This is a genomic window from Amycolatopsis sp. SB7-3 (assembly GCF_041021335.1).
GTDB lineage: Bacteria > Actinomycetota > Actinomycetes > Mycobacteriales > Pseudonocardiaceae > Amycolatopsis > Amycolatopsis japonica.
Genome location: NZ_JBFPJQ010000001.1, coordinates 1,840,201 through 1,854,922 on the forward strand (window position 1 = coordinate 1,840,201; position 14,722 = coordinate 1,854,922).

General features: G+C 68.6%; 18 protein-coding genes. 9 read left to right on the forward strand and 9 right to left on the reverse strand.

The window, feature by feature from the left end:
* Nucleotides 1–157: 157 nt before the first annotated feature.
* On the forward strand, nucleotides 158–664 hold the full coding sequence (locus AB8M46_RS08940) for a DUF6319 family protein (RefSeq protein WP_394360048.1): 507 nt from the start codon (nucleotides 158–160) through the stop codon (nucleotides 662–664).
* 55 nt (nucleotides 665–719) lie between these two features.
* Here AB8M46_RS08940 and AB8M46_RS08945 read toward each other — a convergent pair whose 3' ends face one another.
* Both AB8M46_RS08945 and AB8M46_RS08950 read right to left on the reverse strand, forming a co-directional pair.
* Nucleotides 720–1,058: a cupin domain-containing protein gene (locus AB8M46_RS08945; RefSeq protein WP_394360049.1), complete on the reverse strand. Its 339-nt coding sequence runs from the start codon at nucleotides 1,056–1,058 to the stop codon at nucleotides 720–722.
* A complete protein-coding gene (locus AB8M46_RS08950) occupies nucleotides 1,055–2,359 on the reverse strand; it encodes an MFS transporter (protein WP_394360050.1) in 1,305 nt (434 codons plus the stop codon). The genes AB8M46_RS08945 and AB8M46_RS08950 overlap by 4 nt, the downstream gene beginning before the upstream one ends.
* 107 nt (nucleotides 2,360–2,466) lie before the next feature.
* On the opposite strand from AB8M46_RS08950, the gene AB8M46_RS08955 reads away from it, so the two are divergent.
* Entirely contained in the window at nucleotides 2,467–3,147 is a 681-nt protein-coding gene (locus tag AB8M46_RS08955; protein WP_037335066.1) for a DUF2848 domain-containing protein, read from the forward strand.
* On the opposite strand, the gene AB8M46_RS08960 is transcribed toward AB8M46_RS08955, so the two are convergent.
* Together AB8M46_RS08960 and AB8M46_RS08965 are read right to left on the reverse strand one after the other, a co-directional pair.
* Nucleotides 3,111–3,887 (reverse strand): tRNA(His) guanylyltransferase Thg1 family protein, encoded by a 777-nt coding sequence (locus AB8M46_RS08960; protein WP_378424078.1) that lies wholly within the window; start codon nucleotides 3,885–3,887, stop codon nucleotides 3,111–3,113. The two genes, AB8M46_RS08955 and AB8M46_RS08960, sit on opposite strands and share 37 nt — an antisense overlap.
* Nucleotides 3,830–4,345, reverse strand: a complete 516-nt coding sequence (locus tag AB8M46_RS08965; RefSeq protein WP_394360051.1) for an AAA family ATPase — start codon at nucleotides 4,343–4,345, stop codon at nucleotides 3,830–3,832. Before AB8M46_RS08965 ends, AB8M46_RS08960 begins: the two co-directional genes overlap by 58 nt.
* Before the next feature lie 112 nt (nucleotides 4,346–4,457).
* On the opposite strand from AB8M46_RS08965, the gene AB8M46_RS08970 reads away from it, so the two are divergent.
* Entirely contained in the window at nucleotides 4,458–5,177 is a 720-nt protein-coding gene (locus tag AB8M46_RS08970; protein ID WP_037335059.1) for a VIT family protein, read from the forward strand.
* A gap of 160 nt (nucleotides 5,178–5,337) precedes the next feature.
* On the opposite strand, the gene AB8M46_RS08975 is transcribed toward AB8M46_RS08970, so the two are convergent.
* A complete protein-coding gene (locus AB8M46_RS08975) occupies nucleotides 5,338–6,798 on the reverse strand; it encodes a peptide MFS transporter (RefSeq protein WP_199754938.1) in 1,461 nt (486 codons plus the stop codon).
* 207 nt (nucleotides 6,799–7,005) lie between these two features.
* On the opposite strand from AB8M46_RS08975, the gene nhaA reads away from it, so the two are divergent.
* From nhaA to AB8M46_RS08995, 4 genes are read left to right on the forward strand one after another with little or no spacing between them, the layout of a single operon-like run.
* The gene (gene nhaA / locus AB8M46_RS08980; protein ID WP_394360863.1) at nucleotides 7,006–8,205 is read left to right on the forward strand and encodes a Na+/H+ antiporter NhaA; all 1,200 of its coding nucleotides are present in this window, start codon (nucleotides 7,006–7,008) and stop codon (nucleotides 8,203–8,205) included.
* 51 nt (nucleotides 8,206–8,256) lie between these two features.
* Nucleotides 8,257–8,751 (forward strand): phage holin family protein, encoded by a 495-nt coding sequence (locus AB8M46_RS08985; protein WP_016337874.1) that lies wholly within the window; start codon nucleotides 8,257–8,259, stop codon nucleotides 8,749–8,751.
* Nucleotides 8,752–8,766: 15 nt separating this feature from the next.
* Nucleotides 8,767–9,690 (forward strand): alpha/beta fold hydrolase, encoded by a 924-nt coding sequence (locus tag AB8M46_RS08990; protein ID WP_394360052.1) that lies wholly within the window; start codon nucleotides 8,767–8,769, stop codon nucleotides 9,688–9,690.
* Entirely contained in the window at nucleotides 9,687–10,103 is a 417-nt protein-coding gene (locus tag AB8M46_RS08995; protein WP_378424088.1) for a DUF1992 domain-containing protein, read from the forward strand. The genes AB8M46_RS08990 and AB8M46_RS08995 overlap by 4 nt, the downstream gene beginning before the upstream one ends.
* 86 nt (nucleotides 10,104–10,189) lie before the next feature.
* On the opposite strand, the gene AB8M46_RS09000 is transcribed toward AB8M46_RS08995, so the two are convergent.
* Genes AB8M46_RS09000 through nth form a run of 4 tightly spaced genes read right to left on the reverse strand, consistent with a single transcriptional unit; the run spans nucleotide 10,190 to nucleotide 13,361 of the window.
* Nucleotides 10,190–11,374, reverse strand: a complete 1,185-nt coding sequence (locus AB8M46_RS09000; protein WP_240596900.1) for a MarP family serine protease — start codon at nucleotides 11,372–11,374, stop codon at nucleotides 10,190–10,192.
* A 6-nt stretch (nucleotides 11,375–11,380) separates the two neighbouring features.
* A complete protein-coding gene (locus tag AB8M46_RS09005; RefSeq protein ID WP_394360053.1) occupies nucleotides 11,381–12,088 on the reverse strand; it encodes an NUDIX hydrolase in 708 nt (235 codons plus the stop codon).
* The gene (locus AB8M46_RS09010) at nucleotides 12,085–12,681 is read right to left on the reverse strand and encodes a TlpA disulfide reductase family protein (RefSeq protein ID WP_350598789.1); all 597 of its coding nucleotides are present in this window, start codon (nucleotides 12,679–12,681) and stop codon (nucleotides 12,085–12,087) included. Before AB8M46_RS09010 ends, AB8M46_RS09005 begins: the two co-directional genes overlap by 4 nt.
* Entirely contained in the window at nucleotides 12,678–13,361 is a 684-nt protein-coding gene (nth, locus tag AB8M46_RS09015; RefSeq protein ID WP_394360864.1) for an endonuclease III, read from the reverse strand. The genes AB8M46_RS09010 and nth overlap by 4 nt, the downstream gene beginning before the upstream one ends.
* A gap of 238 nt (nucleotides 13,362–13,599) precedes the next feature.
* On the opposite strand from nth, the gene AB8M46_RS09020 reads away from it, so the two are divergent.
* Nucleotides 13,600–13,851 (forward strand): hypothetical protein, encoded by a 252-nt coding sequence (locus AB8M46_RS09020; protein ID WP_005166943.1) that lies wholly within the window; start codon nucleotides 13,600–13,602, stop codon nucleotides 13,849–13,851.
* Between the two features lie 160 nt (nucleotides 13,852–14,011).
* A complete protein-coding gene (locus AB8M46_RS09025) occupies nucleotides 14,012–14,686 on the forward strand; it encodes a Crp/Fnr family transcriptional regulator (RefSeq protein ID WP_003081747.1) in 675 nt (224 codons plus the stop codon).
* The last annotated feature ends 36 nt before the right edge of the window (nucleotides 14,687–14,722 follow it).

Sequence of the window (14,722 nt, forward strand, 5' to 3'; positions counted from 1 at the left end):
AAACGTCATGAAAGGGCCGTTCAGGACACTTTTCGTCCTGAACGGCCCTTTCATGACATCCGGCACGCTTACCACACCCCGCCGGGCACGAGTCGAACGCCTGTTCTAGGATGTGCCGGGTACCACCCCATACCCGGGCAAGGAGACGACACCGACGATGACCGTGGATGCCTTGACACGCACTGACGCCGTGTCCGAAGAAGCGGCTACCGAAGCGCCCGTCGACTCGACGCCGCAGGCGGAGACCACCTCGGAGACCACCGAAGCCCCGGCCGAGGCCAACGCCGAGACCCCCGAGGCTTCGAGCACCCCGGAGACCCCCGCCGAAGAAGCCACGGCGGAGTCCCCCAAGCCCAAGCGCGGCCGTCCGAAGGTCGCCACGACGGCGAAGAAGACCCGCACCGTCGAGCTGACCCTCACGGTCACCGGCACCGCCGACGGCGAGTGGCAGGCCGAGCTCAAGAACGGCGCCAAGTGGGTGGCGAAGGGCCTGGAGATCCCGGCCGCCGCCGTGTCCCGCGCCGCCAAGGAGCTGCACGCGGACCTGTCGGGCCCGATCGACGAGGTCATCAACGCCGCCCGCGAGCTGCAGGCCGCGAAGGTGGCTCAGCTCGAAGCCGAGCTGGAGAAGGCGAAGCTGGCGCTGGCCGAGCTGGACGCCTGAGACTTTCCTCCCGACCGGGGCGGACGCTGGATATCAGTGTCCGCCCCGGTTTCTTTCATTCCGCGATCGGTGGCCGCGCGGGCAGCGGGGTCTTGAACTCGACCCACTGACTGTCCACAATGGCCTCGACACTGTGCGGGACGCCGCGCGGGTGGACGATCGTGCCGCCCGCTTCGAGCGTCACTTCCTCACCGTCGAGCGTGCCGCGCAGCGAACCCGAAATCAGGTACACGATGCTGTCGTGATCGTGGCTGTGCACGGGAGAAGCGACGCCCACCGGATAGTGGATCTCATACGCCAGGCCACCTTCCGCGGTCGCGAGCATCCGGAAGCGGCCCTGTCCGCCGATCAGCGGCAGACCCTCCACTGTGGACATCGGTGTCCAAGCCGTCATCGCACGGGCTCCATGGCGGCGGCCTCCTCGCGGTCCGGGTCACGGGCGAGCACGACACCGATGATGGTCACCACCGCGGTCACGAGCAAGTAGGCCCCGATCGCGAGCCAGGTGTCGAAACCGGCCAGCAGCGCGGTGAACAGCAGCGGCGCGGGCGCCCCGCCGATCACGCCGGCGAGCGTGTACGCCAGCGAGCTGCCGGTGTACCGCAGGCGCGGCGAGAACTGCTCGGTGACGAGCGCGGCCTGCGGGCCGTAGAGCGCGGCGTGGATGACCAGCGCGAACACGATGCCGATCGCCAGCATCGCGAAGGATCCGCCGCTGACCATCGGGAAGAACACGAACGGCCAGATCCCGGCGGCGATGGTCGCGAACAGGTACATCTTGCGCCGGGAGACCCGGTCCGAAAGCGCGCCGAACAGCGGCATCAGGATCAGCTGGAACGCGGAGCCGATCATCACCGCGGCCAGCCCGGCACCGCGCGAGAGGTCGGTGTGCGTGGTGACGTAGGTGAGGACGAAGACGGTGAACAGCGCGTAGAGCACGTCCGGGCAGACGCGGATGAGCACGGCCGCGACGAGCGCGCGGCGTTCGGTGCGGAAGACCTCGGAGATCGGCGCCGATGAACGTTCGCCCCGTTCCTGGATCTGCTTGAAGACCGGCGTCTCCTCCAGTTTGAGCCGGATCCACAGCCCGAACCCGACGAGCGCGCCGGACAGCAGGAACGCGATCCGCCAGCCCCAGCTGTTGAACTGGTCCTCGGTGAGCAGCGCGGCCAGCACGGCGAGGACACCGTTGGCGAGCAGGTTGCCCGCGGGCGGGCCGATCTGCGCGGCCGAAGCCCAGAAGCCCCGTTTGCCCGGATCGCCGAACTCACTCGACAGCAGGACGGCGCCACCCCATTCGCCGCCGATGCCGACGCCCTGCGCGAACCGCAGCGCCACGAGCAGGACCGCCGCGAAGCCGCCGATCGTCTCGTACGTGGGAAGGACACCGATGAGGAACGTCGCCACGCCGGTGAGCACGAGCGTCATGACCAGGATGCGTTTGCGGCCGAGTACGTCGCCGAGGCGGCCGAAGAGGAACCCGCCGATCGGCCGGGCGAGGTAGCCGACCGCGTAGGTCGAGAACGCCGCCATCGTGCTCGCGAGCTGGTCTTCCGAGGGGAAGAAGAGATGCCCGAAGATCGTCGCGGCCGCCACCGAGTAGGCCGCGAAGTCGTACCACTCGAGCGCGGTTCCCGAGAGGCTGGCCGCGAAGGCCTTGTGCAACGAACGCCGGTCACCGGCTGGTGAGGTCATGTCCACATCCGTCCGTAGGAGGTCCGCAACCCCGCCGGGAGGGGTTGAATTGCGGATATACTCCTTGTATACAAGCTGTATGCGCAACCCCCAATCTCGGAGGACAGATGCCTGAGCTGCGTTTCACCCTTCCCGACGGCCAGGAGCGGCGGACCGAGGTCCACACGCTGCTGAACGCCGGATACGCCGGCCGCAGCCAGGAGGACGTCGCCGCCCACGTGGCCGAACTGGCCGAACTCGGCGTCCCCGCGCCTTCGGTGATCCCGGCGCTCTACCCGGTCGCGCCGTACCTGGCGAGCCAGACCGACGAGGTCCCGGTGCAGCACGAGCGAACCTCCGGCGAGGCCGAATGGGCCCTCGTCATCACCGGCCCCGAGCCCGAGGACGTCCTCCTGACCGCCGCCTGCGACCACACCGACCGCGCGCTCGAAGCGCACGGCGTCGCGTGGAGCAAGAACGCCGGCCCCGACGTCCTCGCCGCCAAGGCTTGGCGGCTCGTCGACGTGCAGGACCGGCTCGACGACCTGACGCTGTCCGCCTGGGCCGGGGAAACCCTGATCCAGCAAGGGAAACTCGCCGAACTGCTGCCGCCGTCGTACTGGCTGGACGTGTTGCGCGAACGCGATCTGTACGCCCCCGGCACCGTGCTGATCTCGGGGACGATCCCGATGGTGCACGGCGTCGACCAGTTCGCCGACTCCTGGCGCGTCGAACTGGGCGACCCGGCGACCGGCGAGACGATCGAACTCGCCTACTCCGTGCGGCGGCTGCCCGAACCGATCGGCTGAAGCAACTCGCCGAGGAAGGCGCGATATTCGCCCTTCATCGGCAACTCGCGGTCGACGCGGACGCGGCGGCGGGTCGCGGAGACCTCGACCTCCCGCACCGGGTCGAAACCGGTGCGCTCGTAGGACTCCCAGTACAGCCCGACGCCGCGGCGCTGCCAGGCGGGGACTTCGGCGAAATTGACGCCGTGCGCGAAGAGCAGTTCGTTCTTCTCGGAGACGCCGGTGCCTTCGAGGGCCGCTCCGGCCTCACTCGCCGATTTCCCCGCCTTGCGCAGGATCCAGTAGCACCAGCCGTTGAGCGCGCAGCGGGCCGCGTCCGCCTGACGCCAGGAGAAGTAGTCGACGACGTCGTCCGCCGTCGTGCCGAGCCAGACCCTGCCGTCGAAGTGCGCGGGCACCCCGGCCGCGTGGGTGAACGCGGCCGACGCGACCCCGGCGGAGATCGACACGAGCTTTTCCACGCCCCGCCCGAACAGGTCGGCGGCGGGAGGCAGCACGAGGGAGATCTCGTCGCTTTCCGTGTACACGTAAGGCGAAGCGAACTCCGCCATCAACGCGTTCGCCGCTTCGGCCATGCAGTCGGCGAACCGGGGATCGAACGGTTTCTCGAACCGCGCTTCGGTGAACTTGGAGAAACCCCGGCCGTCGACGCGGAGCACCGTCCAGGCTCCCGGTGGCACGGTCAGCCCGTGGAACCACTCCCGTTCCCGTTGCCGTGCCTCGAAATCACCGGCGTCCATGGTTCACCCCCCCGCTCCACGACGAAACCGCCTTCGCCGTCGAAACCGACGGTGTACAGCTCGTCGAAACCGTCTTCGGCGCTCGGGCGCCGCAGCCGCTTGAGAGTCGCATACAGACCGACGTCGGGCACCCGGGTTTTGCCGCTCCGCCGCGCGTTGCGCTCTTGGGAACCTTCGAGATCCGGCGGGAACCAGTACCCCGACACGCGCGCGCCGTGCCGTCTCGCGACCTCGATCAGCGGCGTCCACTCCTCCGTCGACGGGTTGGTGTTGTCCACGACCACCGAACGGCCTTCTTCGAGCGCCTCGGCGAGCATCCGAAGCTGGCGCCGCTGCCGTTGCTTGGCGTTCGGGAAGTGGTCCTTGCTGAGGTGGACGTGCGTGTCCGCGAACGCCCGCCGGAAGAACGTCGACTTCCCGGACGCCTGCAACCCGATCAGGAGCACCACCTCTGCCATGTCCGGCAATCTATCCGAAGACTTAGGTAAGGCAATAATGAATAAGGATTGCCTCAATTGACCGAATCGGTTTCCACTCGCCTCGCGCCGTTTTCCGTGTTTCACTGAAACGGTGACCGAGACGGTATCGACCGAACATCCCCACGAACCGCACGCGGATCTGGGCGGCAAACTGAACTGGTTACGCGCCGGGGTACTCGGCGCGAACGACGGGATCGTGTCGGTGGCGGGCATCGTGGTCGGCGTCGCGGGCGCGACCACCGACTCCACCACGATCGCCACCGCGGGAATCGCGGGGCTCGTCGCGGGCGCGCTTTCGATGGCGGGCGGCGAATACGTCTCCGTGAGCACGCAGCGCGACACCGAACGCGCACAGTTGCGGCTGGAAAAGCGTGAACTGAAAGAGATGCCGGAAGCCGAAGAACGGGAACTCGCGCAAATCTACGAAGGCAAGGGCCTTTCCCCGGAACTGGCCGCCGAGGTCGCCCGCGAACTGACCGAAAAGGACGCGCTGCAGGCGCACGCCGAGGCCGAACTCGGCATCGATCCGGACAATCTGACCAGTCCGTGGCAGGCGGCGTGGGCCTCGCTGGTCGCGTTCACCGTCGGCGCGCTGCTGCCGTTGCTGGCGATCGTGTGGACGTCGACCTCGGCCCGCGTCTGGGCGTGCGCGGCGGCCGTCGTGGTCGGGCTGGCGCTGACCGGGTTCATCAGCGCGAAACTCGGCGACGCCCGGGCGGGCCGCGCGATCGCGCGGAACGTCGGCGTGGGCGCGCTGACGATGCTGGTGACGTACTACGTCGGCGTGCTGTTCGGGACCACCGTCGGCTGACGGCGATCTCGCGTGATCGGAGGGACGACACGCGTGATCAGACGGCGATCTCGCGTGATTGGAGCCGTAAGACAGCGAAAGGGCCCTTCACCGCGTCCTATGCGGTGAAGGGCCCTTTCAGCACCTCCGAGGGTCGCTCGTCAGCGCGGGAAGAAGCGCGTCAGTGAACGCCCTTCATGAGCTTGCGGATCATCGGCGTCGCCACCAGGAGCGCCACACCGACCACGATGGCCACGCCGCCGACGATGCTGAAGTACGGCGCTTCGTCGTCGACCGTGTAGTACTCGGCGAGCTTCCCGGACATCGCCGTACCGAGCGAGATCGACAGGAAGTTCAGCGCCACCATCTGCGTCCGGAACGCCTCCGGCGCGAGTTTCGTCGACAGCGAGAGGCCGACCGGCGAAAGCATCAGTTCCGCCATGGTGAACACGAACAGGATGCCGGCCAGCGCGAGCAGCGGGCTCGCGTTCTTGCCGCTGCCGACCATCGGGAGGAACAGCAGGAACGCCACGCCCATGGTGACCGTGCCGAGCACGAACTTGATCGGCGAGGACGGCTGCCGCGAACCGAGTTTCGTCCAGATCGCCGCGATCACCGGCGCGAACAGGATGATGAACACGGGGTTGATCGAGTTGACCCACGCGACCGGCATCTCCCAGCCGAAGATCGTCCGGTTCAGCCGCTCGTCGGTGTAGGCCGCGACCACGGTGAACTGCTGCTGGTACAGCGAGAAGAACGCGGCGCTCGCGATGAACATCGGGATGAACGAGTACACCCGGCTGCGTTCGTCGGAGGTGATCTTCTTGCTGCTGATGATCACCACGAAGTAGATCACCGAGATGACCGCGACGGCCCAGACGACGACGTCGACGAGGTTGCCGGGGTTGATCACGCCGAACACCACGAGCAGCACGATCGCCGCGACACCCACCGCGGTGCCGCCGAAGACCAGCGGCCGCTGCGAGGCGGGCAGCGGGTTGGGGATCTCGCTCGCCTTCTCGCCGAGGTTCTTGCGGCCGATCGTGTACTGGGTCAGGCCGAGCGCCATCCCGAACGCGGCGAGCCCGAAGCCGACGTGGAAGCCGATCTCGCTCTGCGCGAGGCCGGTCAGCAGCGGCCCGACGAAACCGCCGATGTTCACGCCCATGTAGAAGATGGTGAAACCGCCGTCGCGGCGCTCGTCGCCGTCGGCGTACAGCGTCCCGACGATGGCCGTGGCGTTGGACTTCAGCCCGCCACTGCCGACGGCCACGCAGACGAGGCCGACGCCGATACCCGCCAGTCCCGGCAGCACGGCGAGGCTGATGTGCCCGATCATGATCAGGATCGCGCTGTAGAACAGCGTCCGTTCGGAGCCGAGCACGCGGTCCGCGACCCAGGCGCCGATCACCGCCGACAGGTAGACCATGCCGCCGTACGCGCCGACGATGCCGAGCGCGGAGGCCTTCGGCAGCGCGAGGCCGCCCTGACTGACTTCGTAGTAGAGGTAGATGGGGAGGATGCCGAGCATCCCGTAGTACGAGAAACGCTCCCACATCTCGACGCCGAAGAGGTTCGCCAGCCCTCGTGGGTGCCCGAAGAACCTCGTGTCTTGCTGGACCTCGGTAGAGGTACTCACCATGCCGTCCTTATCGAAGACATCGTTGTCGGTTTTCAGTTGACATGCTAGAAGCCCAGCATGTGGACGGGACACCGACGTCCGCATGGATCTTGTGGTCGCCGTCATGAACGCGAGATTTCCGCAGCTCCAGGCGTTAAAATGGTGTCAAGGTGCGCCGGGAAGTCTGGTCGGCAACAGTATTCGTCGTTGCCGAAACCGGAGGTCGCCTTGTCCGGACCGAATCGTCCCGCGAAAGTCGTCGTCGCCGAGTTCGCCCGCTATCTCCGCACGGAGACCACCGGCGGAATGATCCTGCTCGGCGCCACCGCGATCGCCCTGTTGTGGGCGAATTCGCCCATTGACGACAGTTACCGCGCCATCCGCGATTTCCGGCTCGGTCCCGAATTCCTGCATCTGAATCTGACGATCGGCGACTGGGCGAAAGACGGTCTGCTCGCGTTGTTCTTCTTCGTCGCGGGGCTCGAACTCAAACGCGAACTCGTGGTCGGTGAACTCTCCCGGTTCAAACAGGCGATCCTGCCGGTGGTCGCCGCGGTCGGCGGCATGATCGTGCCTGCCCTGGTCGCGCTTTCCGTGGGCTGGGGAACTCCGGGCATCGAACGCGCGTGGGCCATCCCGGTCGCCACCGACATCGCGTTCGCCCTTGGCGTGCTCGCCCTGACCGCGTCGAACCTGCCGAGCAGCGCGAGGGTCTTCCTGCTCTCGCTCGCGGTGGTCGACGACCTCGGCGCGATCCTGCTCATCGCGATCCTGTTCACCGCGAAGTTCGACCTCGTCGCCGCGGGTGTCGCCGTCGTCGCCCTCGCGCTGTACGCGTACCTGCAGCACCGTCGCGTCCGCAGCGCCTGGATCTACGTGCCGCTGGCCTTGATCACCTGGGTCGCGGTGCATTCGGCGGGCATCCACGCCACCATCGCCGGCGTCGCGCTCGGCCTGCTCACCCGCGTCCGCGCCGACGAGGGCGAGGAGCACGCGCCCGCGATCCGGCTCGAACACCGCTTGCAGCCGTGGTCGGCCGCGGTCGCGGTACCGCTGTTCGCGCTGTTCGCGGCCGGGATCACAGTGGACAGCGAATCGCTCAGCGCGGTGTTCACCACCGCGTTGCCGCTGGCCGTGCTCGTCGGGCTCGTCGGCGGGAAGCTCATCGGGATCTTCGGCGCCAGCCTGCTCGCCGTGAAGTTCAAGCTCGCGGAGAAACCCAGGGGGATGGGCTGGCGGGACATCGGGGCGCTGTCGATGCTCGGCGGCGTCGGGTTCACCGTGAGCCTGCTGATCGCCGATCTCGCGCTCGACGGGGAGGCCGTCGAGCTGGCGAAGGCGGCGGTGCTGATCGCCTCGGCCATCGCCTCGCTTTCGGCCGCCGCGATGCTGCTGCACCGCAGCCGCGTGCACGCGCGCGAAGATTGAGAATGCGACACTCGCCGGTCCGCCGCGCCCGTGATCGGGGCACGTGGCACGATGACCGGTGTGAGCAGCCCCAAGCACGAACGTACCGGCCCCGACGGCGTGGGGGCCGTGCCCTACCTCCCCCTGTCGAGCGATGACGACGTGGTAGCGAGCGAGCAGTCCCTCGGGAAACTCGTCGGCGATGCCACACAGCACGTCTCGACGCTGATCCGCGCCGAGGTCGAGCTGGCCAAATCCGAGGTCGTCGCGGAGGCGAAGAAGGGCCTCAAGGGCGCCATCTTCTTCCTGGTCGCGCTGGTCGTCGGGCTGTACAGCTCGTTCTTCTTCTTTTTCTTCCTCGGCGAGCTGCTGTCGGAGTGGCTGATGCGCTGGGCGGCGTTCGCGATCGTGTTCGGGCTGATGCTCGCCACGACGGCGGTCGCGGGGTTCCTGGGCTACCGCAAGGTGAAGAAGATCAAGGCGCCCGAGCGCACGATCAACAGCTTCAAGGACACCGCCGCCGCGTTCAAGCCGCGTCATGACGACGCGCCCGCGGACCGCGACTGAGAAGTCTTCGAGTCGGTGCAGGCGACACCGGATCCGTCGATCGTCCGGATCGACGGTCCGTGGACCCATCGTGACGTCTCGGCGAACGGCATCCGGCTGCACGTCGCCGAAGTCGGCGACGGGCCGCTGGTCGTGCTGCTGCACGGGTTCGCCGAGTTCTGGTGGACCTGGCACCACCAGCTGACCGTGCTCGCCGACGCCGGTTTCCGCGCGGTCGCGGTGGATCTACGCGGCTACGGCGACTCCGACAAACCCCCGCGCGGCTACGACGCCTGGACCCTCGCGGGCGACGTCGGCGGGCTGATCAAGTCGCTCGGCGCGCGCAAGGCTCATCTCGTCGGGCATGCCTGGGGCGGCATGCTCGCGTGGACGGTCGGCGCGCTGCACCCGCGGCTGGTCTCGTCGGTCAGCGTGCTGGGCGGCGCGCATCCGCTGGCGTTGCGCCGCGCCGTCCGGCGGCCGGGGCAGCTGCGCGCTTCGGGACATCTGTTCCGCTTCCAGGTGCCGATGGCACCGGAGAAATGGCTGGTCAAAGACGACGCGCTCGCCGTCGAAGAGCTGTTCCGCTCCTGGTCAGGTCCACAGTGGACGGACACGGCCGGGTTCGCCGAGGCCGTGCGGGCGTTCCGGCAGGCGATGCTCGTGCCGGGAGTGCCGCACAGCGCGCTCGAGTACTACCGATGGGCGTTCCGCGCGCAGTTCCGCGGCGAAGGACGCCGATTCGGCGAAGCGTTGCGAGGCCGCTTCGCGCCCCGCGTGCTGCAGCTGCACGGAGAAGAGGACCGGTGCGTCCTACCCGACACCGCGGCGGCGTCCCGTCGCTGGGCCCCGGACGCCCGTCTCGAGCGCTGGCCGGGCATCGGGCACTTCCCGCATCTGGAGGCCCCGGACCGCACGTCGGCCGCTTTGCTGGGCTTTTTCCGTACCCTGGACGTATGACCGAGCGCAAACCGACGGGCGTGTCGTTCGAGTCCTGGGTGGACAGGCAGGTCAGCGCGGCCGCCGCGAAGGGCGATTTCGACGACCTTCCCGGCGCGGGGAAACCGCTGCCGAAGACCGGCGGCAAGGACACCGCGCTGGCGTGGGTGGTGAACAAGGTCCGCGCCGAGGGGCACGACGTTTCGGCGCTGCTGCCGCCTTCGCTGGCGATCGCGAAGGAGCTCGACGACCTGCCGGACACCTTGGCCCGCGTACGTCGTGAGGCGCGGGTGCGGGAGATCGTCGAGGACCTGAACGAACGGATCCGCGCCGAGCACCGGCGTCCGGCGGGCGGTCCGGTGCTGCGGGCACGGCCGCTGGACGTGGAAGAGACGGTCGCTTCGTGGCGCGAAGGCCTCTCTCCGGACTCCTGACCCCTTCCCGCAGATGTCATGAAAGGGTCGTTCAGGACATCTTGTGTCCTGAACGACCCTTTCATGACATCCAGGATCCGGAAGGCTCAGTTAGCGCAAGGCCCGGTCGAGGTGTTCGCGCTCAGCGCCGGAGCCGTCTCGACCACCGGCCGCACCTGCTCCGAAGTCAGCGTGAAGCCGGTCTCCGGATCCTCGACGGCCGCCCCGAACACGACTCCGATGACCTCGCCGTCAGGGTTGATCATCGGCCCGCCCGAGTTCCCGCTGCGGACCTGCCCGCGCACGGTGAACACGTCACGCTGCACGGTGTTGGACTCGTAGATGTCCGGTCCGCGCAGGTTGATCCGGCCGCGCACTCTGGCCGGCGTCGCGGTGTACGGGCCATCGAGCGGGTAGCCGAGCACGATCGCGTTGTCGCCCGCGCGGGCGACCCGCGGCGTGAACGGGAGCACCGGGGCCTGCAGCCTCGGCACCGCGAGCACGGCCACGTCGGCCTCGGGATCGAAGTAGACGACCCTGGCCGGGAACTTGCCGGACGTCGACTCGATGGCGACCTCGTCGGTGCCCGCGACCACGTGCGCGTTCGTCATCACCCGCTGCGGCGCGACGACGAAACCGCTGCCCTCCAGCGCCCGCGAGCACGAGGTCGCGTTGCCGCGGATCTTCACCACACTGCGGTGCACCTGTTTGACGATCGCGCTCGCCTGCAGGGCGGTGTCCGGCGGGCTGGTGTCCTCGACGTTCGGTTTCTGGAACGGGTCCACAATGGACGGGAAGCCCGAGGCGTCCAGCAGTTTGCGCAGTTCGCTCGGGAAGCCTTGCGCCGCTTCGGGCATGACGTCGTTGACGCCGCCGAGCACGACCGAGCTGTTGATCGACTTCGCCAGCCCCGGCACGCCCGAGACGGCGGTGAGCGGGGTCGCGATCAGCCAGGCGACCACGAACACGACGGCGGCCTGCACCACCGCGCCCAGCGTCTTGTCGACGCCGGAAAGCTTGTCGGGGTTGATCTTCTGCCGCAGCTTCCGGCCGGCCCAGACCCCGAGGGTCTCCCCGAGCGCGACCAGGAACACCACGGTCGCCACCGCGAAGGCGACCTTCGCCGCCGGATGCTGGAAGAGTTCCACGATCAGCGGCGCGATCTTGATCCCCGCGAGCGCGCCGAGCACCACCCCGACCAGCGAGGGGAGGGCGATGATCACCCCCTGGAACGCGCCGGACACGCCCGCCAGCAGTGCGAGCAGGATCACCAGTACGTCGACCCAGTTCACCGGCGCCTACTCCTTCTCCGGCACTTGCCGCCCGTCGACCCGCGCCTGATGTTCGGCCAACGCTACGTCAAGGTCCCGGACGTCGCCGTGGTCCCAGTCCCGTTCCCAGCCGCCGAGCGCCAGCGTCATCGCCAGCAGACCGCCCGTGAAACCCCAGACGAACATCCCGCCGACGTCGAACGCCGGCCCCTTCCAGTCGTAACCCTTGCGCGTGACCTGGAACCGGTTGGCCGGGTCGGTGAGCTCGGCGACCGGCACCCTGGCCACGGCCGCCGTCTCGCCGGGGTCGACGGCGTGCACCGGCGACGGCGTCCGCCAGTAGGCGAGCACCGGCGTCACGGCGAAGCTGGACACCGGGACGAACAGCTCCGGGAAGACCGCCACCGGCAGCACACCCTCGGGCTCGACGCCGGTCTCCTCCTCCGCCTCGCGCAAGGCGGTGCCGACCGGTCCGCCGTCCTCCGGCTCGGCACCCCCGCCGGGGAAACTGACCTGGCCCGCGTGCGAGCCGAGGGTGTCCGCGCGGCGTTGGAGCAGGACGTCCGGCCCCTGCGGGCCTTCGCCGAAGAGCATCAGGACGGACGCGGACCGGTAGCTCGCGTCCGGCGGCACGCTGAACCGGCTGAAGGTGGCCGCGTCGACCTCGCCGCTGATCTTGACCAGCGGTTGCAGCCAGGCGGGCACAGCCTCCGGGTCCACGAGGGGGCCGGTCATGGTGTCCCTTCCACAGCGGCGCGCACCTGGTCAGTGTTCAGGAAGACGCGTGGGTTCTCGATGAGCCGGACGTCGCCGCCCGCCGTGACCAGGTACGTCGCGGGCAGGGAGGAAGGGACCTTTAGTGCCGTCCGCACCGGCCCCGACTGTCCGTCACCATCGAACACGGACGGCAGCCGGACACCCAGTTCGGCCAGCATCGCCAGCCCGTCCGCGCCGGAGCTCGCGACCTGGACGAGGAGCACCCGCGCGGCTCCGGGCTGCGCGGCGTACCGCTGGAGCAACGGGAGCTCGGCACGACACGGCTCGCACCACGACGCCCACAGGTTGACCAGCACGGGACCGCCCGAGACCACCTTGGCGAGGTCGACCCTGGAGCCGTCGCCGAGGCACTCGACGTCGACACCACGCAGCTTCGCCACCTCACCGGGCCCAGGCGGCGGGCAAGGGGCGAGCGCGGCCTTCGCCCGCGCGGCCGTGAGATCCCCCGACGTCTTCGCGGGCGCCTGGCCGTCCCGCGTCGTGAGCAACGCGACGATCAGGGCCACCACCAGCACGGCGGCACCGAGGGCCAGTTTGGTGACCCTGGTCACCGGCGGGCCGCCAGATCGAGGATGTGGTCGCGCTCTTCGCCCTTGACCAGCTTCGCGGCCTCTTCGAATTCCGTCGGGCCGGTTCCGTACGAGGGGCACATCTTGGCCAGCGGGCAGGCGCCACAGGCCGGTTTGCGGGCGTGGCAGACCCGGCGGCCGTGGAAGATCGTCCGATGCGAGAGGAGCGTCCACTCCTTGCGCGGGATCAGCTCGCCGACGGCGTGCTCGACCTTGACCGGATCCTCCTCCTCGGTCCAGCCCCAGCGGCGGACCAGGCGCCCGAAATGGGTGTCGACGGTGATCCCGGGGACCCCGAAGGCGTCGCCGAGCACGACGTTGGCCGTCTTGCGGCCGACCCCCGGCAGCGTGACGAGGTCCTTCAGCTTGCCGGGCACTTCGCCGTCGTAGCGCTCCACCAGCGCGGCGCCCAGCCCCATGACCGAGTTCGCCTTGGCGCGGAAGAAACCCGTCGGGCGGAGGTACTCCTCGAGTTCGGCGCGGTCTGCGCCGGCGTAGTCCTCGGCGGTTCGGTAGCGCGCGAAGAGCGCGGGCGTGACCTGATTCACGCGGACGTCGGTGGTCTGTGCCGAAAGCACGACCGCGACCAGCAGTTCGAGCGGAGTGGTGAAGTCGAGCTCACAGTGCGCGTCGGGGAACTCGTCGTCGAGGCAACGCTTCATCCGCCTGGCGCGTCTCACCAACGCGAGCCGGCTTTCACCCTTGCCCCCCGCGCGGGGGGCATTGGTGGGGGCAGGAGGCACCCCGATAGCCTACGGGCGCCATCGGACGAGCCAGTGGGAGCATCCCGCCGGTCGACGGCCGACACGCCAGAGCACCACCTCGGCGCTTCGATCGAGGACGCCATGAGCGAGGATCTGGAGTAATGCACAACTTTTCGGAATTCCCTGGGCAGGGCTCATGACCGTCTGGTTCGTCATCCTCGTGCCCCTGGTGATCATGTTCTTCGCGCTGTTCATGGAACGCGTGGAGACCAGGCTCAAGCACGTCGCGGTGCAGGAGAACGAGGTCGAGGAGTTCCTCGAGCAGGCTCAGCCCAACGAGGTCAGGGCCCTTTACGGGCACGGCATCGGGCGCGCCCTCGAGCTTTTCCGGCTGCGCAGGCTGGGCGGGAAGGCGGCCAGGCTTCGCGCGCGACGCGTGCGGAGTTAGGCTCCACGTTCGAGCGAGATCGTTCCCGGCCCGCGCGCGCGTTCGGCGTGCCGACGAGCGATCTCGCGCGCACGACCTAGACTGACGCGAAAAGTGATCGACGACACGGTCCTCGGCAGAATGAGGATCGACGTCGTATCTCGATGAGGAGGCACCCGAGGTGGACGAAACCCTGGCCCGAGCGGGCATTTTCCAGGGTGTTGAGCCGGCAGCCGCCGAGGCGCTGGCACAGACCTTGGAATCCGTGGAGTTCCCTCGCGGGCATGTCATCTTCAACGAGGGTGAACCCGGCGACAAGCTTTACATCATCCAGTCCGGCAAGGTGAAGATCGGCCGCAAGTCACCCGACGGCCGCGAGAACCTGCTGGGCATCTTCGGCCCGTCCGACATGTTCGGCGAGCTGTCCATTTTCGACCCCGGCCCCCGGACGTCCAGCGCGACGACGGTGACCGAGGTCCGCGCGGTGACGATGGACCGCCCGGCGCTGCGGCAGTGGATCTCCACTCGCCCGGAGATCGCCGAGCAGCTGCTCCGGGTGGTCGCCCGCAGGCTGCGCCGGACGAACAACATGGTCGCCGAGCTGATCTTCACCGACGTTCCCGGCCGCGTGGCGCGGGCGCTGCTGCAGCTCGCGCAGCGCTTCGGCAGCCAGGAGGCCGGTCTGCTGCGGGTCACCCACGACCTGACGCAGGAAGAGATCGCCCAGTACGTCGGCGCCTCGCGCGAGACCGTCAACAAGGCTCTCGCCGACTTCGCGCACCGCGGCTGGCTGCGGCTCGAAGGCAAGAGCGTGCTGATCCTGGACCCGGAGCGCCTGGCCCGCCGCGCACGCTAGCCCCGCCCTTCAGAAGTGTCATGAAAGGGCCGTTCA